The organism is Paraburkholderia fungorum, from assembly GCF_900099835.1.
GTDB lineage: Bacteria > Pseudomonadota > Gammaproteobacteria > Burkholderiales > Burkholderiaceae > Paraburkholderia > Paraburkholderia fungorum_A.
On the sequence record NZ_FNKP01000001.1, the window covers coordinates 336,685 to 356,435 of the forward strand.

Genomic DNA, 19,751 nt, shown 5'->3' on the forward strand with positions numbered 1-19,751 from the left:
TGAACAGAATGACTTCACCGATGTTGCCCGTTCCCGAAGTCTCGACCCCGTTGGAGCGTGGTTTTTTGCTGATCGAGCCAGCGACGCTCGTGCATGTGCCTGACCTGAGGCGATTCGGCATGCGTGCGTGCACGCCGCGCGTCCTTGCGCATCGCGAGGAACTGATGCCGAGACTCCTTGATGTCGAATCTCTCGCAGCGGATATGCGTGAAACAGTAACCGGCTACTGGCTGGATGAAATCGAGACCGAACGGCCGCCGGTCGTGTGCGCCTGGATCGACAGCGACGCCGATGTCGACACGCTCGCGGAACACATCGCCCGCTATCTGGTTGGTCCGGGCACAAATGGCCAGTCGGTTTTCTGGCGGTACTACGACCCGCGGGTACTGAGCCTGACGCTGGCAATCTTCGACGCCGCGCAGCGGCACGCGCTGCTCGGTCCAATCAAAAACTGGCAGTTCGCGTGGGCGGGCCATCGCTGGAGCGTACCAGGACCTGGCGTGTCGTCGGACGCACTCGAAGGCTATGTTCCGGCGTGGCCGCGTCCCGAACAGTGGCCCCGCGTCGACCGCAGCGATGTCGCTGTACGCGTCCTGAATCGGCTCGCAGCGATGCCCATTGAAGAGGTGGAACGGTTGCCGGGCAAATTTGACCGGACTTTCTGCGATGTCGTCCAGCGCGGCGTAACGATGGGGGTTGACGATCTCGCGGATTACACGTGGCATTGCCTGCGATATGGCGCGGCATTCGAGCAGCATCCGGCGATCGTTAGCGCGTGGACGGCGCTCAGCCGCCACGATACCACTTGGCCCGACGTGAAGGCGCGCCTCACGCCTGGCGATTTCCAGCATTTTGAACAGGCTTCCCGCTCGCAGACGGCGGAGAGGATCAAAACATGACAGTTTCTTGCCCACTGTGCGATCGAAAATCGCTCCTGATCTATCCTGTCCGCTACGCAGTTGCGTGCCCGCTCGGGGCAGCTAAAGCCCCATCGCTGTCGGGCAACTTCAAAATCGACGCCCGCGCTCCGCAGTCTGTGGCGACTGCTCGATACACGCTGCGCTCACTGCGCCCTGGCTACCTCTACACCTATGACGAGAAGCGTCAGCGCTTGCGGGCGTACATGGTCCTTGAGGACGGAATCATGTGGAGTTTCCCGCCCGGGATACGGCCGCCGCCGGGCGACGCGGAGCAGGAACTGACACGAGGCTGCGCGATGGCCGGCGACCTCAAATTCGAGTCGCTCGGCCGTTGCATTGACGTCGAACATACTCCTGGTGTGGACGAGGCGACGAATTTGTGGATGGGCTGGTCTAACGTGCAGTGGACCAAGTCACTCGTCGAGAAGGTCTCGGATGCGACCTGGCGCAAGCTGCACATGCAGTGCATCAACGTGCCGGCGATGCTGGCGGGAAGTGCGACCGACACTGGCGAGTTTCAGGCGTCGCATGCGAAGGTCGCGCACTTTGCGATGGACGAAAAGGCGATGAAGGACGCTTTCGGCTTTAGCAACCGGGCACCGCAAGACGAGATCAAATTGCGCCAACGTAATCTGGTAAAGCGCATCGGAGACGCGATGGCTCAATCTCCGATCAAGAAGGGGTTTGTCGTGGCGGTCAACGATCCGGTCGCCGTTACGAACGACCTAGCAGAACTGACGGTCCCGAATCTGAACAACGGCTTTGACCAGGTTATCTACTGGAAGTGGATGTCAGCGCAACTCCTCGAGCGGGCGGAGTCGGGTATTCGGGGGAGCGCGCGCACGATGACCGGCATGTCGTATGGGATATCGAAGACGATCACGGATGCTAACGTGCTCAATGCGAAGGCAGGCGTTGAGCAGGCGCCAGACGCAGTAGGGCTCTTCAGGTTTCTCTACAACGCGGCCAAGACGGGAAGCTTTGATCAGGCGTTGAAACAGGACGAGCAAAACATAAACGACATTCCCGGCGCACAAACGAGATCGGAGAACGAGGCGTGGGAAGACGCAACGACCAAGATCGGGCCAGATGGCAAGCCTACGAGCGTGCTGGACGAAAAGGCATTAGCGAATTTCAAAACGGAATACCAGAATGCCCTGACCGCGTTTAAACCCAAATGGCAACCGCTTGTTCAGGCTCACGCGGACTGGTTAAAGTCGCAATTGCTGGCCGAATGGATGGCTGGTGTGAGCGACGTGAAGGACATCCGCAGCGGCTTTGCCTACAGCGAATCCTGTGCACAGGCGATTGGCGTCGCCGCGGGCACAGAGGATTGCAAAAAGGTGCTCGACGATTGGCTGAGCAGCACCCAGGCGTCAAACATTCGTAATGTGTACGCACGTGCGTTGATGTTCAATCAGGACGACCTGATAAAGGCGGCGGACTCACAGGTACATGGCTCGGATATCCAGTACGAGAATTTCCTGAATATCTACAAGGAAGCTTTCAAGCGTGTCGAAAAAAATGCCACTGCATCTGCGCTGCGTGACAGGCTTGTTGTAACCACGGCCAATTACATCGTTGCGACTCTTACCAAGGGAACGCGAGGCGCAGCCTGGGGATTCACAATGATCCGGCTGTCGTTGCACGCGGGTGTACGCGTGACGCCATCGCAGGTCAGCAAAGTCGCGATGCGCACTTGGTTGCTGGCTCAGGCAAAGGAACTGGGCGTGCAACTGGATGGCGACCGAACCGAACAACGCGCTTCCGCAACACAGGTCGCCAAACAGGTTGTTAAGGGGACACCTCCCTCCAATCCCGATGTAGTGGCCTACGAGCTGGACACGGACGCACTGGTTAGCTCAGGAAGGCTCGACGCTAGCGAGGTCAGTAGTATCAAGATCGCCGGAGTGGAAACCACACGGAAGTGGTTGGGATCGTCAGCTCCAGTAGAGTTCCATCAAGGCGTGGCGACAGTCATCTTCCAGATGGCGACGTTGACCTTCGCCGCCAAGGACTTCTTGGGCAGTGATGAATTTAACAAGACCGATACCTCGATAAAACTACTAGCGTGCATCGTGTCGATTTTAGGGAATATTGTCGAGACCGCATCGGAGACCGTACGCAGCGGTCCAGCTCATCCGCTTGCAGCCTATATTACGAAGCAATGGGCGGGTGCGAGCGAATGGGCTGAAGTAGGCGCCAAGGTCGGCCGTGGGATGGGGGCTGCGGCAGGCATTGGGCTAGCCTTGATCGACATTTTTAAAAACATGCCGGAATCTGTTCGCAACAAAGAGTACGGTCTTGGTTTTTTGTACTTCTTAAGCGGATCGCTCGGGGCTTACCTCGCAATTGGCGCGTATTTGCAGGTTATTCCGGGCTTCTGGATTGCATTCGTTGCTTCGATACTCGTTGGCATCGCCATTGCCGTTTTCAAGGCATCGGAAATGAAAGACTGGATCTCGCGTTGCAAGTTCAGTGCAGGTGAGCACTACCCCACGCTCGAAGCTGAAGTTCGCGCGTTTACGTCGGCCGCTGGAAGCTAAGCCATGGACGAGCGATTGATGAAGAAGTGCATCGGCCAGCCTGTGCCCGAGTGGGATATGGCACACAGGTTGCCGATCAACCGACCTGTCGGTCCAGAGGTTCAGGATTTCGGGGCGACCTTTTGTATCAACTCCACGTTCATGGATGTGACGGAGCCGTCATACCTGGACAAGCAATGGGTGCTGGCAGGGGCCGCGCTAGCCTGCGCGGGTATGGCTATCGGCCCATACGGTTATGTGATTTCTCATGCCGAACCAGGGCCGGCGTTCTGGATGTTCGCTTTCGACTGCCTGGCTCTTCTAGTTGTCGCGGCGTTCGGCTCGTTGGTGTGGAAAATTGCGCGAGGCCTGGTATTTGGTCTGAAGTACCGGCCGATTCGTTTCCACCGCAGTGAAGCCAGGCTCTACGCAATTCGTACACGGCGGTACTTCGTCAAGCCTGGCGACGGCGATGTCGTATGGGAAGCTCCGTGGACCAGCGATTCGATCTTCTGTCTGCACCGCGAGGAAACGCCATTCGGGACGGTATTTCACATCCGGCACTATACGGTCGATGCCAAAGGCAACGTCGTCCGGGCGTTCTCGATCGGCCGGGAGTGGACTGGCAAGGCACAGGTTGAGATGGCCTTGGCGCAGTGGAATTACTGGTGCAGGTACATGAGCGACGGGCCGAGTCGCTTGCCGAAGCCTATGCTGTTCCACACCCAGCGCGAAACGCTGCGAGAGTCGTTCCTGTTTTCAATGTATGGCTTCGGAATGCGTGCCCCCGCGTTTTTGCGCATTATCATGATGCCGCAGATCCTGCTGTTCACAGGATTGCGGGCTCTCGCAAACGTAACCAACCGTGCCCCGGTCTGGCCAGCCGACGTTGAAAAAATCAGTTCGATTGCGCAGAACGACCCCTATGCAGAGCCGCGCCACAAAACCCCGGTCGGCTGGGGAGACACCGTGCTGGCCCAGCAACGCGGCGACTATCCAGAGAACCCGAAGGCGCGGGCTGAAGACTGGACTGGTGAAGCCGATGGCAAGGTACACGCGGTAGTCTGGCTCGCGAATCCGGCCGCTCTTGTGGCAAGGTCCGCTGTGCGAGGGGCGCAATGAAAGATGAAGCAGTGAGCGGCCGATACGGTTTCTCGCCAATGCGACGCGTCGGGACACGGTGTGTCCGGACGCTGTGCGGCGGAGCCAGACGATCCGTATGCGCAGCCACGCACGGGAACCCACTGTTAGTGGGAAGAACTGTGTTGGCGAAAAGGCGGGGCGACTACCCGGTCAATCCAAGGGTGCGAGTCCGAAGATGAAGAATGAAAACGGACGAAGCATGATGCAAACAAGCTTTAAACCAGTACGCAATAGCTTCGCCACTGACGCTATCGCTGCTCTATTTATCGCACTTGCTTTGCTCACCGGCTGCACCCGAAGCAACGCTTCGACAGACGATGTTGTCGAGGCGGCCGTCAGATCAGCGCTGCCCAATGAAAAGGCTATCAAGTTCGACGGATTGTACGAAACCACTCCCGATTTGTACGGATCCAGCGAAACACCGAATTACAAGCGCAGGTTCACCTGCGGGTACGTTACCTATACGAATGAGGCCGGGAAATCCATCAGGGCGCGCTTCATCTATCTTTCTCATTCAGACGATCCGTCGCAGGCCGGTCAAAATTTTCTCAGCGTAGAGAAGCCCGAAATAAACTATGGGATTCGCGATGAAGAAAATGGCGGTAAATATGTGACTTCATTCGAACTGACTGGATGGAATCGATCGTGTACCGATGCCGGGCATCCCAAGACTTTCAGCGGCGTTGCTCCAGAAAGCATTGAATAAAATGGATCTGCGTCGGGGTTGGTTTCATTCGGCCGGCGACGCGACAAATGAGCAATGTGAGGCCAGAAATGAAAGACGAAGCTGGGCGTGGCGTGATCCGCTTGAACGACAAGACGACACACGGTGGGCATGTGACGACCGCCAGCGATAACTTCAAGGTACTGGATGTGCCCGTCGCACTCGAAGGCGACAAAACCTGGTGTCCGCAGTGTCAGGGCACCTATGCCATCTTGCCGAAGGACAGCACGCGCAAACATCTCGGCAAAGCGGTCGCCTATCACGGGGACCCAACCGAGTGCGGTGCGACGTTGATCGCGTCGCTGTAAAATCAGCTTGTTGTTTCTGGATCGCGCTGTTCAATTGCAGCGAGGACTCGCGTGAGCGGACTGGCGATGGGCTCGAGACATCCGACGCTGTAGTCGTGAGTAGGCGTGGGTGATTTCATGGTGAAAACGCCGATCGGCAAACCGGCGCCTGGGTTGGGCTCGGCGCACCGTTGCCAGTCGGTTGTCGGGTGGCGCCAGCATGCAGGAGCGGGAATGGTCTTCGCATCAACTCGACCGGCACGCCGGTAACTGAATCTTTGTTCATTTTGAAGCAGGGTTTCATGGCGGCAGCCATGGAACGCGGGCTTTTCCCATCGTGCAAACGCAAGCCGATTTTCAGACGCTCGGGCTGCGAAACATCTGTTACCGCGGTCACTTGGGTCGGCGTCCAGTCCTTTATATGCCGACGCGTACCAACTATCCGAGGAAAACCAAGCCCGATGTCTAAGTCAAAACGATTGCGCCTGATCTACGGCGTAACTCTTTCATTGATCCCCCTCGCATTTCTCCTACTGCTCGCCCGGGGCAGCGAGGATTGGGGCGGCACGACGCCGCCGGACAAGTTGTTGAGCACCACGTCAATTGAGGGGCAGACGCCTGACTTTTGCGCACCGCTGATTCGCACGCCACACGCTACATGGCTGTTGACGTCTCAAAAGGACGACAACGCGATGCCGACATGGAAGGTTGATCCGTCGACCCTTGCGCTGGACACGCTGTTGCCACCAGCGAAAAAGAAAGCTAAAGCCGACGACGATTCACAGATATCCCAGTACTTGCCGAAGAGCTCGAACTGGACCACCCTGATTTCGAAGCTCGATGCAAAGGGCGTGTTCCTGCCGGTCGCCATTGTTCCGGACATGACGTGCTTGAGCGCTACGCCTGATGGCACGACGGTGTATGCGCTGACCGGGCTCGGCGTTCCTCAGGGGCTGGCGATCGGCGACTCGAATCAGAAAACCCGGCAGACAGCAGTATTCCGGACCGATGATCAGGGCGTGCATTGGACGTGGCTGAAGAACGGCTTTTTCCCGGAGGCGGCACAGTGGGGGGAGAATTTGCGGCCGTCTTTCTATAACAGTCGTGAAGTGTGGGCCTGGACAGAGTTCGACGACCTCACGCTGCCTGGTGAGGTCCTCAGCGAGGGTGGCACTCCGTTGCAGTCGGTTCTGCGTCTGTATTACTCCGCTGATGGAGGCGCGAGCGCGCAGCAGGTGAAGGCAAACGCGCCGATCGCCATGAGCCGCGACGAGGCGGTCAAGCAGTTCCCTGCCGATGCAGAAGCGGATAGCAGCGGCGCCAATGACAAAACAACCGGCTTTGTTGTGCAGGTGAGCGACGACCGCGCGATCGCGTGGCTGTCGCAGTCGTTCTATTACGGCATTGCCGGTGACCATCTGGCGAAACTGTACGCCGTACTCGATCAAATGGAGTTGCGGCGTGAAGGGCAAACCTGGGTCATGGGGCCCCCGAAACGCACGGCGAGCGCGAACCTGAAAAGCGTGACGCGCACGCCTGATGGCCAGATATATGGCGTGATGGCGCGCTCAAGAGCCAATGACGTCGTCGCGCGGTTCGATCAGGCTTCGCGCGCCTGGATACCATTGGCGTCTACGCCCAATTCCTTCTCACCGCTGCCGGCCGAGATCACTGTCGACGATCTATGGGCGAGCAACAAACACCTCGTTATCAGTCTGAGCTCGATTTACTTCGTGCCACGCCTTCTCTATCCGTTCGGCTACGACAACGCCACTATCCACGGTGGAGCGGATTATTACTCGGACGACGGTGGTCGGCACTGGACGCACCTGAAGGTTCCGGCGGGCATTCTTGCGTTTGATCCACGCACGGACGAACTCCTGGCGTCGCCGTTTGAAAACTGGCAGTCGACAGCGCCGATTCACGCTTATCAGTTGGGAAAATAGCGGGTGGCAAAGGCATTTGATAAGTTAATTTCTGCGACGCGACGTCCATTCGCGCCGCTGTCATCGGCACCTGTAAATTGATACACCGTCGGCAATGAGGAATTGATACACCTCGACGAAGGGATAATGGCCGCTTTGAGCGGCGATGATCTCGTACGAGAGATACACTTACGTGTCCGGCATCGTGACGAGCACGCCAGTTCGATTGCGCCCGCGCCTGGTTTTCGTGGTAGTCGGCGTCGACGTTCCCGCTGACACGCCGCGGCCGAGCAGTACCGTTGATGAGGACCCGCAAAAGGGAATGAAACGGTTGCCGCAAACAGGACAAAGTCGGGCCGATTTGATGATAGCGCTTCACGCTGATATCACAAGAGGGTTCGTCATGCCCGGGGCGAATCAGCCTTCGGAGTCTCCAGGCGGCGGCCCGCCCGGGACGATCTCCCCGCTTTCTACGGACGCTGGTTTGTTTTCGTGGCTCGAGCCGCATTCCGGCCCGCCTAGGCCAGTGATGAAGTCGTCATCAATCAAGGGTCGCATCCAAACGCTACTACTTCGGCGCGAAAGTAGGCCAGTCGCGAGAACTCCGTCGCACCCGACACGACGTCTTTGTCGCAGCTTCGCGTAAGTCTTTGTTTTTTTGTATGCGCAGTCGCATTAACTGTGGCGCCCTACGGTAGGGGTAGACGCATAACCTGAGAATTTGAGACCCATAAGTTGAAAAACTTATGGGTCTTTTCAATTGGCTGCGTGGATTTATCGAATTGAGTCGGTGACGGTGGAGGAATTGAGGATATCGTTGCAGCAACTTTTGGGCAGCACTGCATGTCGCTGTTACCGTCCCGCAGGATCATCCCAAAAATCAACTCTGAGACAGCACCAGATAATCGCAGGGGTCTCCCGGATAGCCAAGTAAGTATCACGGTTCAAAAAAACCAGAGTAGCTTCGGGCCACATAACTAAATCCAAATCCCTTTAAGGTAGTCACTACCCGCGGTACATGAAAATACTGCGTGACAACGAGAGCACTCTTCAGATGGTACGTTTTCATATAGGCGCTTGCGTTTCTAGCAGTGTCCCATGTTTCAAGACCCATGCTATCCATGACTATTTTGGGCGGAACGAATCCGACTTTTTGGGAGATGAATTTGTTCAAGTTGTCATTGATCGGACTGTTTTTGTCGTTTTGCTGTGCGGGATCCTATGCACAGACTGATGGTGGGGATCATGAGTCCATTCAGACTGCTGCTGGCACGCTGTCTATCGTGAAAGTGGAGCACATAAAAGCAGACGGCGTTACCTTTAATGCCTCGTTGGACGGTGCAAAATTCGACCAGCTTTATGGATCTCGCTATACCTACTACACAGATTCCGCCGGAGCGGACAGCCCAGCTACGCGCGTAGTGGTCCAGGACTTCATTGGCGGATTCTCCGATACTTCCTCTGTGTCCTTATATGATTTCAGAAGAAAACCACCGGTTGCTTTGCCGATCAGTGGCAAGCTCGATGTGGATGACGTTCGTTGGACCGACAGCGCCGTATTGCTGAGTGCGAATGGCAAGTGGTATTCGTTCTCCCGCAATAAACTGTCGCGTTCACATGATCGCTGGAAATAATCCTTGTGGAACGAATCAGCAGTACCGGATTAACATCTCGAGCCACGGTGATTGCGTCTACGTGTTCGACGCGCAGTCGATTGTCGGACCTGTATTTAGCCGAGCGCGATGGCGCTGCTCCGGAACTCATCGACGGGTTCAACAGCCACGATTCCCACTGCCGATTTGTGTTCGGACACACCGGCGCGTTCATGGCAATAGCACCCAGGATCGCAGGGTGGCAGAGTTGGTGCGACTGACCTCCGACCTCCTGCCGAGTCGAGGCTGACAAGCTGTTTCAGCGTCAGCCTTGGGGAGGCTTCGCGATGCATCGACCGGAGGTAGGTGAGTTGCCCCACGGGACGTAAGCGAGTGGACTATTCATAGATGTCCCGCAGTTCACGCGCGTTGCTTTCCTTGAACGGCATCCTTGCATGTTTCTTTGACAACTCACCGTCCGCCGCCTTACAAACTTTGATTGATGGCAATCATCATGTGCCCACCGACATTGACTGTTGCGAAGCAACGAGCTTCGGTGGCGGTTCACACTTGCAGATGCAAAGATCGTCGCTCAAAGCGGCATGCCGGCCATCGGGCGAGGTCATCGCTTGACGCGGACCATCGCATTTGATTTTTCCCGTGGTATTGCAAGCCGGACATTGCACGTCATCGCCTTCGTGAGCGACATCCCGGCCTTCGAGCCGGATCGTCGTTGGGATGGCGACTACCGTTCCGTTAGCGGTGCTCTTGTCGCCGTTAAGGATTAAAAAGCGTTTCATAAAAAGATGGCGTGTTCTTTTCTTGGTTAGCTCACCGATGGTCTCGCCCGAGGAAGAGAAATCAAGATATGTCCACTCGGTTAGCGCTACCCCTCATGGCTTGATCGCTATTTGGTCGGCTCTAATCCACCGAAGCAAATGTTTGCCAGAAGCACCGACATAGTCCACGTATGCCCAGCCGGATGGCGACTGCTTCAATACCGTCACTACATCGTCCCGGACCAGATAGGCCCGGCTCACCTGTGCATCATCCGGTGCCATATATAGCGTTGCTTTTGTCGCAGATATCGTAGCCGCGCGATGTTCGCCTTCCCCGACTGCGGGCGCTGGCGTACTGGCAGCATCACCATATGCATTTGAAAACGCGGCGTCGATCAGACGCGCATCATTGTGCGCGCCTGCCGTATGCAGGGCTGCCGCAATCTTTTGATAGCTCTCGCGATTCGCAGGCGACGGCGGATCGCAACGAAGAAGATTGTCGGCGCCGGAGTCGTCGTCAATGACTAACCGTGCCGGCTGACCTGCATTGACAACGCGCAGCAGTCGGCTTACCGACGGACGGTCGCGCTTCAGCATCACGTTGGAGTCTTCGTCCTTGCCCCACTGAGCGGGCTGGCCCGCCTGCCAGCCTGCTCCGCATATCTCACCGGTTTGATCGGCAGTGATACATCCCGTGCGTATCTCAATGACGGAACAGTATTCCCGACTTAATACGGACTCCGCCTGTCCTGGTCCCGACGAGACCGTCCCCGATTCAACTCGCCCAATAACGACGTATTGTCCAGACGGTGAGATATCGGTCTCGCTTGGCGGTTCAATTTCTGTACCGCCCGCGTTCGATTTGCCGGCTCCAGGCAACAGGCTGAACGTCGCTCCGTTTGGGAAATGAAAGACCGCTTGCCGCCAGGTACGCTCGGGTAATGGTGCTTGAGGGTTCGAAGCGCTGCTATAGAAAATGGCTGCGCCGCCCGGCAAAGCGAACCGAAATGTGGACGATGGCTCCGCAACAAATACTGTCACGGCAGCACCGCAGGTAAGCAGTAGGGCCGATGCAATCACTGCACCGACGCGAACAGCACGCGCGCCGGAAAAGCCAATTCGAAACCGCGACATACTTACGTCCATAATTTTGAAGTTACGTTTTTTTCAAGATGGCATTCCCAAGGCCTGGACCAGATGCTGATATCGCACGGGCGCGACCGACACGCCGTTGACCTGCGCCATAGAGCGCGATGGCCCATAATCCTGCAGGATACTGGTTTCGTACGCAGACCTGTTCGCCCCCCACTCTGCGGGATTGCGGGGCACCTGCGGATTGTGCTGAAAGAAGCGATCCAACGACGTTTTCATACTGACTGGCGTTGCCCGGGGCCAATTGACGTCCTGATCCAGAACGGTCGCGCGACCCAGTGGCGATTGCAAATAGTCCTTGATCTGATAAGCGTATCCACTGGGACTCTTACCAATCGCTTGATTCAGACGATCAACGAAGTCCTTGACTTGCAGTTCCTGGTATAACGGCGACGACACGGCGTGAGCCATCGAGGCCACCGGTGGACATTGGACCGGCTTGCCAAATGTGTCGATTGAGCAGTCGCGTCGCAATGCGTTGAAAAGCTCATCGCCGATGATGCGAGCGCCGTTCGTAAATGTCGGATGTGCGTACCCCAACGCTGCGTCCTGGCCCGAACCGGTGACAGTTCAACCGCAGTTGGAAAAATACCGCTGATACTCGGCTGGATGCGCGTCTCGAAAACACGCGATCTGGGTCGCCAACTCGCCTTGGCTCGCCTGGCCACGAATGGTCTTCTGCATTGCCCCCGCGCTGATGATGGCAATGTCGATTGCCTGGACCGTATCCACCTTGCCTTCATTCTGCGACATGGCGCGCAGAATCTTCTCTTCGGTTTCGCTCAATGTCCCATTTGCACGCATCGTCGCCAACGCTGGACAATCGCCCAACGAGATCGAACCCGAATGCTGCGGTCCATACCAATACGTGTGGGCGTCCTTTTTGAAACGGGTTCCGGTAACGGGCATGCAGCAGCCGCAAGCACAGGCGTCGGGATCAAAGAAATTCCCTACGATGCCGACCGGGTGTAAGTGATAGACACTTGGTGAGGACACGGGATTCAATGCCGCCGCGCACGCATCCCACATCTGCAAGAGCTTGATTCGCTCTTTCTCTATTTTCCAGTACGGTAGACCATCGTGCATGAAGGGGTCGAGCGCATCCCATTTGCTCATCGGGCCGCCCCATTCGCTCTCGTATTTCACGACCAGATGATCGACGAGGTTTGCACGCCATTTCAGGTTCAAAGCGGTAAGCAGATTCTGGCCGCCGACCTTGCCTTGTGCTTGGTCTTTCGGCGTCAGGATCTCATCCAGTTTTGCGATCAGCGCATCGCTTTTTGCCGCGTTGAAGCTGGCTTCGAAAGCCGTCTTTTCGTCTGCCGTTGCGTTATCGCCTTTGAGGTAAAGAAAACGCTTGTAGAGATCGGCGGTCGTCAGATTCGAAGACAACAGTTCGAAACCGGCCCGCGCCCACTTGTTCTGGAGCGAGACATCCGGCTGCCCGGATCCGCAAACGAAGCCGTTGACCGTATTCATCGTGGCGTCACCTGCGTCGACTTCGTACCAGGTTTGCTTCTTGTCGTCCACGTGCTCAGTCAAACCAGCGAGATTGACGATGCGCGTGTAATCGCTTGTTCTAGACGGCGCTGCTGACAACGACAAAGGAAAGGAATTCCACGCACGCCGCGTGCTTTGGCTCGCCAACTCGCTACGTGCAATCCAGTAATTTGTTGTGCTGGCGGTCCCGGACGCCCTGGTCTGCACCTTCGTCCACATTCCCGTCTGCGGCGCGTCGGTCGCGAGCGTCACGGTAGTGTTCGCCGGTAGAGTCAAATCACCATCGGTCTTATAGCTGTACAGATTTGCGCCCTTCGACAGCACTAGTTGAGTCTTCGGTTCTCGCGTCAATTGCGCTGCACGTGTCCGGCTGCGCGCAAGGAATGCGTCTCCCAATGAATGAGTTTGCGGTTCCCGCAAATTGGCGTAGGACCAGGTCGGAGGGCTCTTGACCTTGTCAGCCTCGCGATTCATCCGGGCGAGTACATCGCTCTGGTAAGAGTCTTGCCATGCCGCTGACACGGCAACCCCACCATTGCCACTTAGCGCAGCGAGAATGGGCACCCATGCCTTGAGCCAGTTGAAGAACGTGCGGCGTCGAGCTTTCGGTGCTGCGCTTTGCAACGAGTCGATGCTGTCGGGCAGGCCGAGGAACCGGCACTGCTCCAATCGGCCCTCGACAACGTGCAGTGACGACAAGCCGTCTTTCCCCTGAATTTTCATATGCTGGGTCTTATGATTGACCGTCTATTTTCGGGTTGATCCATTGGCTTTGAAGCTCGCAACGCCGTCTGTTTTCCAGCCTGATCGTGATTCGGCACCTAGTCACGTCCTGCCTCGGTAACGCCACGCCAGCGCATCATCTTGCCCCACGCAGTTGCAAAAAGGTTTGCTGCGCCACCCAATACGACGAGTCCAACCAGGCCGTTCACCCAGTAGGAAGAAACCAGCCAGGGCAAGCATCGAGTGACTACGCCTAGCCCCTGAGAGATAGCGATCATCACACCCGTGCCGACGACCCAGCCTCCCAGCAACCAGCGCGCTCTGCGATTCATGACAGACGCGACATCCAGGTGATAGCACACTCTTGCGAAGTAGTAGGTGAGGACCGCGGACAGAATTGTCAGGAAGACGCTTGTATCCGTGAAATCATCGGTGAGAGTAACGGTACTCCATCGCTGCGAAGGTGTGCCGGCCTCTCCCAGCAGAATGGGCTGAGTGACCGGGTGATTAAAATGAATCCAGGTGGCGATGCCAAGGTGTTCAACGACAGATGCGAGGAGTCTTTGGCAAAACAGCCCGAATAAGATGGCGAGGGCGCCAGCCAGGTAAAAGCGCAATCGCTCGTGACGAACGGGTCGGTCCATGTGTCCAGTAGCTGGTTTGTTTCGTTCGGAGAGGTCAATTCCTTTCCGTCGTTGCGTTGCGCGTCCGGCAACCGTGGGCGAGACAGCCCCTGCACCAGTGCCAATTCCGTATGCGGATCGAGATCGGCCTTCTGACGAGTGCGGACGATGACGAGCATCCGCTCATCGGCCATGGCCCGCAGCGGCTGCGAATCGGCATGAAGCCACCGCAGTTCACCGTCGACCCTTGCTCTTCCAGAAGGAAACGCAGACGGCCCTGACTCGCCAGAACGGTGACTGCCACCCAATAGTGTTCGACTGTTCTTTCGATTAAGAACGTACCCCGACAGCGATTATCAGATACCCGCTGCGATTGAGTGTCGGGAACGATGTGACGTTACGACACGAGTTGCTTACGCGCCCGCGTCCTGCCCGACGGGCTGCCCTTTACATTCACCGCTTACGCTTTCGGGCCAAACTGGCTCGCGGCTGGTCACCTGTCCGATGTAGTGAAGCAGGGCGGTCAGTAACGCGAACGGCCGGACAATCCACATCAGAAGCGTCATAGGGCTGTTTCCTTCTGCAATCACATTCCGGTCCGTGCGCGTTACGAGTCTGTACGAGTTCGTGGGCGATACAGCTGTCGGCACAAATTCGAGATAGGGGAGCGAGACTGGTCCGTCGTTAATGTAGCGGCGGAAATATTCGAACTGGTCATTGAGAGTCGCGACAATCGAACCGCCGCTGTCCGTTGATTCATCCGATAGCGTCGTGACCCGGCTCCCGACCGAGAACGATTGCGTGACATTCTGACTCTCGTCCAGCACGTGACATCGAATATTGAAACTCGTTGTCCGCGAGACGGCGTCCTCGTCGCGCCGTTGCACGTAGAAGAACGCCTTTTCCCTGGGAACCGCAATGACGCCTTTCGAGCCTGCGACACGATAGGCGTAGACCATTCGGATTTGTCGATTGAATCGAATCGGAAAACGCCGCCACGTGAAGTTTTCTTTTTGCATCCCCCGTAGCCCTGGAAGCACTACGCCGAAACCGAAAAGGGCCAGTCGCCCCATGAACAATCGAGCAAAAGCGAGTTCCGTCGGGCCAACATTGGTGGGATATCCGTCAGGCAGTAGATGCCTCCACCTAGCACGAGCAGCCCTGCAATAACGACCGCCAGGAACCCATACGAAAACATGCCGCGCTGTTGAAATGCGACGTTCGTACTCTCGAGAAATACTTCATTCATCGAGAATACCGAAAAATCATCGCGCGGCTTCTCGCTAGCAGTCGTGTCGATCTTGAGCTGACGCAGCTTCTCGTCATCGGCTAACGAGCGGTTCAATTTCACCCACACCATGCCATCCCATGCCATTTGATTACGCTCCAAGTCCGTAATAGGCCTCCTGTTCTTCCTCGAACGAAGTGAATCGGTCGGCCTTCTTGTTGGTCCCGAAATAGCTCCGACCGAGGAATTCCTTAAGCTCTGATTCCTTAAAAAACATGATGACGAGGCTGATGGCTATCAGAAGAAGAGTCAATGGAAGAACGGAGGCAGCAAACAGTTCGGTCGTGACGCAGAAAAGCAGTGCAAGGCTGAAGCCGGCGGAGGCCGCCGTACGCGATGGCCAACCAACATGGCCCTCACGCCACTGCGAAACCATGTTGGAGATGTCCCAGCCCACACCGACCAATGCGCCGGGCACTGCGAGATAGCGACCGGCTTTCAGAAGTCCTTCCGCCGCATCTTTCGTCAGAAATCCTGGCAAGCGTAAAGGTGTCTTGATGGCAGCTTCCACAGTTCTCCCAGCGAACGCTGCCCCGCCTGCCGCCATGCCGACGATCGACGCCCAGAACTTGGACTTGGCTTCAAGGCTATTAAAGTGCGTTGCCTTTTCTGCTGGCGTCACCGGCACCACGTGCTACCCCAGGCGATGCGCCCATATCCGTTCCACACCCGGAAGATTCGGGGTCGGACTACGTGGTATCAGCAAAGCGCGAACAAATTGTATGCGGATATGGGATATACAACTTTGCGCGCTACAGGCAGTATGTGAAATAGCTAGCGATCCTATGCATTCGAGATAACGAATTGGCTTCGTTCACTTTTCATAGTATTTGCCGGTCCCGAAACAGTATCAAGAACTGGTTCTGCAGCGCCTTAGAACCGACAAATGACGACGGCTAGTTCGTTCAAAAATAACGCGGCGATTGCAGACCATAATCCCCCTGCTGCATTTGGATTGCTCGATAAGCGCGGACGTAACATCCGGCAGACTTAAAGTTCCGTAAATAGCGGAAGAAGATCCTGATCGACCAAACGAATCTCGATTGAATTAGCAACCCTTACATGTTCAGGATTTGCAGCGGAGAAAGGCTCGTCAATTACGCTGACTATAATTGTTCCTTTCTGTTGTTTGCCCTCCATTACGGGGATCAAATCACGTGCTTCGGGTACCTCAGCGGTCGTGAGCACGCGTGGGAGATACAGCATCCATCCCGCTCCGGGCCGATTCTCAAAGACTTTTTGTTCAGAAAAATACTTGAACGAGCCCACCTGAACGCTGGAAGCAGGCCAGATACGGGTCGCCTCAGCGACTATGTCGGCAACGGCCTCATGATTCGTAAATGCCATGACGCCTTTTGTGCGCAGCCTTAATGAGCACAAACTGCCAACGCCGAGAAGATCCGTAAAAACCGCCCCTCCCTTCCCCTCAATCCCATTCCACACACCAAGTGAGCGTGTCCCCGGATAGGTGGATGCTTCGGCATTTGCCATTGCAATGGCGGCTGTAGTCGGTCCGGTGACGTCGAAGGCGCGATTGAGCATTGAAGCTTTTTCAGTGGCTGCGGGTGGGTACCACTGATCGATGGGTAGCTGTGTCCGTTGCAAAGCGATGGCAAATTGCCACAACCAGCCATACTCGGTTTCAATTGAGGGCAGCTCTGGCTGAGGCAGTCGAAAATTCAATTCCAGATTCAGGCTAAAAGTCATGTTCTCAATCGATTCCAAATTTACTGCAGGGGTCGAAGCTCTGTACGAATGAGCGGCGCCGTGCTTTGAAAGAGTTGCGTGAAGTACCGATAGCTCATCGGCTGCATGAAGTACCAGTGTAGCTGGGTTGGTGGATTCGAAATTGCGACAGTATTCTGGGCGAGTGCCTGGGTCTGCATTTTTCGAACGCCGAATACTTCATAAAACATCTTCGGCTCGCCCGTATCACCATCAAAAAACTGATCATATTTCGCCTTCGCCTCTTCCAACTGGCACAGCGATGTCCGAAAACCGTCGAAATCGAGCCCGCTGAAATTCCATTCTGTCCCTGCTGCAAATCCCGTCACCTGAGCCTGATACGCGCGTGAGGTATCCGACATGTTCCAGTTGCGCGTCACGCGATTACCCGCATCCGGTGGACATTTCTTGCACGGCTCATCCGTCTTCGGCATGGTGCGCACGACCGGCTGCGTCTTGCTTTCGTCTTCAGCATGATCGCCTGGAAGTGCGAGTATCGCGGCCGTAGCGGTGCCCCCTACTAGTGCGGAGAATGCTTCTGCGAGCACCGCGCCTGCGGCCTCGACAAGCGGAATAGCCAATACAACCATCACGGTTTCCCCTGTGCACGGTCTATGAGCTTACGTCGTGCTACCGCAAGCACATCCTCGAATCGCTCCTCGACTGGACGCCCCGGTTTGGCAAGCCACGCGGCTATGGCAGGTTTGCGATAGAACTCAGGAACATCGGCCTCGACGTAAAGGAACTCAAACAGACCTTTGTCCTGCCGAAAACCTATTTTCTTTGCATCTTTGTACGCTCGAACCAACCTGTCCAGTAGACTCGGATCATCGGCAAACCGCGGACTATCGCGCACAATGTCATCACGAATCGCTGCGACAAAATTGCGTTCATCGCTTGCACACAATGCCGCCCATTGATCTTCAGTCAGTTCAAGCATGATGAGATACCTGAAAGCGTTTGCCATCGAGCAGGCCGTGCCATTCGTCTATGTCGCCGAAATAGCTGCAGCGTGCGTGGTTGTCCAGCGCATTGAACAGAGGCACGAAAACGCGCGGATCCCAGAACCGGACCAGTGCGATCTTGCCGCTGGGAAGTTTCATGTCGAGTTTGCGCTGAAGCGTTGCCACGGCGATTCGATGTCCTGAGTCGTGAAGAGCCACATGACGCCAGGACGCACCTGCTCGAGTTCTTCGAGCGAAGCGAGCGCAGCCGCTTCCGGCTCAGTGAGATCGATGACCCACGGCCCCGCGTCTGAAAGCGGTTCGTCCTGCGTGCCGGCAAATAGTGCATGAATAGCGCCCCAGTGCCGCTTGATCCGAGTGCCAACGTGCCGTTCGTACTGGAGACCATCGACAAGGGCATAAGCGCGCAGTTGAGGAGTAGCGATTTGCAAACGCTCGATCCGTTCGGCGAGAGGTTTCGGTATCACGAACGCACCACCGTAGAAGCACCCGTTTCGGCCGCGTGCGCAAGGCACTCCCGGCAGATGGTCGGAGCGACTGCGGCAATCGCAGGGTCCGCAGCAGCAGGAGCGTCCGCCATCGACTCTGGGACGTTTCCCGTCGTTACCGATTGCGCCGCGATCAATACCGCGCCGCAAGCCGTCTTGTCGCCATGAAAGGCAAGCGGGACACCTTCAATCGTCATCGCCGGGTTCTGCGTCGTCACGATCGGGAAGGTGCCTTTGCATTTCGGGCATTGCACGAGGTCTCCAAGGCGTGCGGCGCGCCGGCCGCCATCACCGACACCGGTCGTTGCCGATGCGGAAATAATTTTTCCGCCGTGGGACGTCGTATCGCCTTCACATGCAATTGAACTCATACGTCACCTGTTCTGAATCTTGATAGAAAAATGCATCATATTGAGCGGGCTGATCATTTTTCTGACGCCCCTTGCGCGCTGTTCGATGACGAAGCACGTTTGCGACTACGCCCACTGAAATCGATCGTGCTGACAAAGAACACCCCCATGGCAAAGAATGGCAGCCCGATAGCGAAGAGAATCGCGGCAAGGCCCCAGTGTTCCCAAAAACTGTCGATCATTGCCCGTTCGGGTGTGTCTTCGTCGTACAGAACGTCCACTACCTCGCCTTCGCGCAGATCGTTGTGCCGCGACGAGGAACCTTGAACAAATGTGATCTGCCTTCCGGTATTCGTCCTGAACACGACAACTGCTGAATAGAGATACGAATGCGGCTTGTAGTGCGGTTCGATTTCGATCTGATTGACCACATGGCCTTGTGCGTGTCTGAAGCTCGCGATGATCCGCCGTTCATGCATTACCGCTGCGGCGCTCCCCATCAGAAAAGCGGCGCCGATCACAATCGGAATCAGGCAGACCATCAGGTTTTGCCGGTTACGTTTCCGTTTGCGCTGCGCATGGGAAAGCGCCTTACGCGACCGCGCGCTCGGACAATCGGTCTTGTAAAACGCCAATCCAATGCCTGAAAACACCGCGCCCAACACAGCCACGACCGCGACCGGAAACCAGCGCTGACCAAAGTCGTCGATGATCACTGACCGGCCCGGTGCCGACGGATCGTAGAAAACGCGCAGCGGCTGACCAATGTCGTATGCGGGTTGGGTCGACGACGTCCCTCCGGTCACTTCTTCATGGCGCCCGTCGGTCGTTGTGAACGCCACCACAGGCTGGTACGAACGCCACGCTCGACCATCCTGATCGAAACGTACGACGGTGCCCTCGACTCGCGTCATGCCGTGCGTAGCCACGAGAGAAGACGCCATCCATATCAGCGCGAACGTGAGCGCGCCCAAGCCGATCACCAGCATAAAAAGGGTGCTCTTGCTGAGCGCTGAGGCTTCCGGCAAGTTAGTCATTTCCT

At 56.5% G+C, this 19,751-nt stretch carries 21 protein-coding genes and 1 pseudogene; 7 read left to right on the forward strand and 15 right to left on the reverse strand.

Going from position 1 to position 19,751, the window contains the following annotated elements; all coding sequences use genetic code 11:
* Window positions 1–8: 8 nt before the first annotated feature.
* The 6 genes from BLS41_RS01520 (at window position 9) to BLS41_RS01545 (ending at window position 7,545) form a co-directional block, all read left to right on the forward strand.
* Window positions 9–899: a DUF4123 domain-containing protein gene (locus BLS41_RS01520; protein ID WP_074762621.1), complete on the forward strand. Its 891-nt coding sequence runs from the start codon at window positions 9–11 to the stop codon at window positions 897–899.
* Complete coding sequence (locus BLS41_RS01525) at window positions 896–3,466, forward strand: T6SS effector BTH_I2691 family protein (RefSeq protein ID WP_074762622.1); 2,571 nt, start codon at window positions 896–898, stop codon at window positions 3,464–3,466. The genes BLS41_RS01520 and BLS41_RS01525 overlap by 4 nt, the downstream gene beginning before the upstream one ends.
* Window positions 3,467–3,469: 3 nt before the next feature.
* Entirely contained in the window at window positions 3,470–4,567 is a 1,098-nt protein-coding gene (locus BLS41_RS01530; RefSeq protein ID WP_074762623.1) for a DUF6708 domain-containing protein, read from the forward strand.
* A 196-nt stretch (window positions 4,568–4,763) separates the two neighbouring features.
* Complete coding sequence (locus BLS41_RS01535; protein ID WP_074762624.1) at window positions 4,764–5,294, forward strand: hypothetical protein; 531 nt, start codon at window positions 4,764–4,766, stop codon at window positions 5,292–5,294.
* 68 nt (window positions 5,295–5,362) lie between these two features.
* Window positions 5,363–5,620, forward strand: coding sequence for a PAAR domain-containing protein (locus BLS41_RS01540; protein ID WP_074762625.1), 258 nt, complete (start codon window positions 5,363–5,365; stop codon window positions 5,618–5,620).
* Window positions 5,621–6,060: 440 nt separating this feature from the next.
* On the forward strand, window positions 6,061–7,545 hold the full coding sequence (locus tag BLS41_RS01545; protein WP_143026198.1) for a hypothetical protein: 1,485 nt from the start codon (window positions 6,061–6,063) through the stop codon (window positions 7,543–7,545).
* A 916-nt stretch (window positions 7,546–8,461) separates the two neighbouring features.
* Here BLS41_RS01545 and BLS41_RS40060 read toward each other — a convergent pair.
* Entirely contained in the window at window positions 8,462–8,647 is a 186-nt protein-coding gene (locus BLS41_RS40060) for an ElyC/SanA/YdcF family protein (RefSeq protein WP_074762627.1), read from the reverse strand.
* On the opposite strand from BLS41_RS40060, the gene BLS41_RS01555 reads away from it, so the two are divergent.
* Window positions 8,646–9,158 carry a hypothetical protein gene (locus tag BLS41_RS01555; protein ID WP_253189599.1) on the forward strand — a complete coding sequence of 171 codons (513 nt, stop codon included), beginning with the start codon at window positions 8,646–8,648 and terminating at the stop codon, window positions 9,156–9,158. The two genes, BLS41_RS40060 and BLS41_RS01555, sit on opposite strands and share 2 nt — an antisense overlap.
* A 470-nt stretch (window positions 9,159–9,628) precedes the next feature.
* Here BLS41_RS01555 and BLS41_RS01560 read toward each other — a convergent pair whose 3' ends face one another.
* The 14 genes and pseudogenes from BLS41_RS01560 to BLS41_RS01625 form a co-directional block, all read right to left on the reverse strand.
* Entirely contained in the window at window positions 9,629–9,916 is a 288-nt protein-coding gene (locus tag BLS41_RS01560; protein ID WP_074762628.1) for a PAAR domain-containing protein, read from the reverse strand.
* A gap of 93 nt (window positions 9,917–10,009) precedes the next feature.
* Window positions 10,010–11,029 (reverse strand): hypothetical protein, encoded by a 1,020-nt coding sequence (locus tag BLS41_RS38225; protein ID WP_143026199.1) that lies wholly within the window; start codon window positions 11,027–11,029, stop codon window positions 10,010–10,012.
* A gap of 33 nt (window positions 11,030–11,062) precedes the next feature.
* Window positions 11,063–11,587, reverse strand: a complete 525-nt coding sequence (locus BLS41_RS01570) for a hypothetical protein (RefSeq protein ID WP_143026200.1) — start codon at window positions 11,585–11,587, stop codon at window positions 11,063–11,065.
* Window positions 11,588–11,617: 30 nt separating this feature from the next.
* Window positions 11,618–13,270 (reverse strand): hypothetical protein, encoded by a 1,653-nt coding sequence (locus tag BLS41_RS01575; protein ID WP_143026201.1) that lies wholly within the window; start codon window positions 13,268–13,270, stop codon window positions 11,618–11,620.
* 98 nt (window positions 13,271–13,368) lie between these two features.
* Entirely contained in the window at window positions 13,369–13,914 is a 546-nt protein-coding gene (locus tag BLS41_RS01580) for a hypothetical protein (RefSeq protein ID WP_074762632.1), read from the reverse strand.
* A gap of 392 nt (window positions 13,915–14,306) precedes the next feature.
* A complete protein-coding gene (locus BLS41_RS01585) occupies window positions 14,307–14,912 on the reverse strand; it encodes a DUF6708 domain-containing protein (protein WP_074762633.1) in 606 nt (201 codons plus the stop codon).
* Between the two features lie 20 nt (window positions 14,913–14,932).
* Window positions 14,933–15,268, reverse strand: coding sequence for a hypothetical protein (locus BLS41_RS01590; protein ID WP_074762634.1), 336 nt, complete (start codon window positions 15,266–15,268; stop codon window positions 14,933–14,935).
* A gap of 4 nt (window positions 15,269–15,272) precedes the next feature.
* The gene (locus BLS41_RS01595; RefSeq protein ID WP_074762635.1) at window positions 15,273–15,812 is read right to left on the reverse strand and encodes a hypothetical protein; all 540 of its coding nucleotides are present in this window, start codon (window positions 15,810–15,812) and stop codon (window positions 15,273–15,275) included.
* 359 nt (window positions 15,813–16,171) lie between these two features.
* Window positions 16,172–16,888, reverse strand: a complete 717-nt coding sequence (locus BLS41_RS01600; RefSeq protein WP_253189600.1) for an immunity 52 family protein — start codon at window positions 16,886–16,888, stop codon at window positions 16,172–16,174.
* A 20-nt stretch (window positions 16,889–16,908) separates the two neighbouring features.
* Window positions 16,909–17,496 (reverse strand): restriction endonuclease fold toxin 5 domain-containing protein, encoded by a 588-nt coding sequence (locus BLS41_RS01605; RefSeq protein ID WP_074762636.1) that lies wholly within the window; start codon window positions 17,494–17,496, stop codon window positions 16,909–16,911.
* Window positions 17,496–17,846, reverse strand: coding sequence for a hypothetical protein (locus tag BLS41_RS01610; protein ID WP_074762637.1), 351 nt, complete (start codon window positions 17,844–17,846; stop codon window positions 17,496–17,498). The genes BLS41_RS01605 and BLS41_RS01610 overlap by 1 nt, the downstream gene beginning before the upstream one ends.
* A pseudogene (locus BLS41_RS40065) lies at window positions 17,839–18,386 on the reverse strand (DUF4123 domain-containing protein). Before BLS41_RS40065 ends, BLS41_RS01610 begins: the two are co-directional and overlap by 8 nt.
* Entirely contained in the window at window positions 18,335–18,730 is a 396-nt protein-coding gene (locus BLS41_RS01620) for a PAAR domain-containing protein (RefSeq protein WP_074762638.1), read from the reverse strand. The pseudogene BLS41_RS40065 and the gene BLS41_RS01620 overlap by 52 nt, the downstream one beginning before the upstream one ends.
* A gap of 53 nt (window positions 18,731–18,783) precedes the next feature.
* On the reverse strand, window positions 18,784–19,746 hold the full coding sequence (locus BLS41_RS01625) for a DUF3592 domain-containing protein (protein WP_083379923.1): 963 nt from the start codon (window positions 19,744–19,746) through the stop codon (window positions 18,784–18,786).
* Window positions 19,747–19,751: the final 5 nt, after the last annotated feature.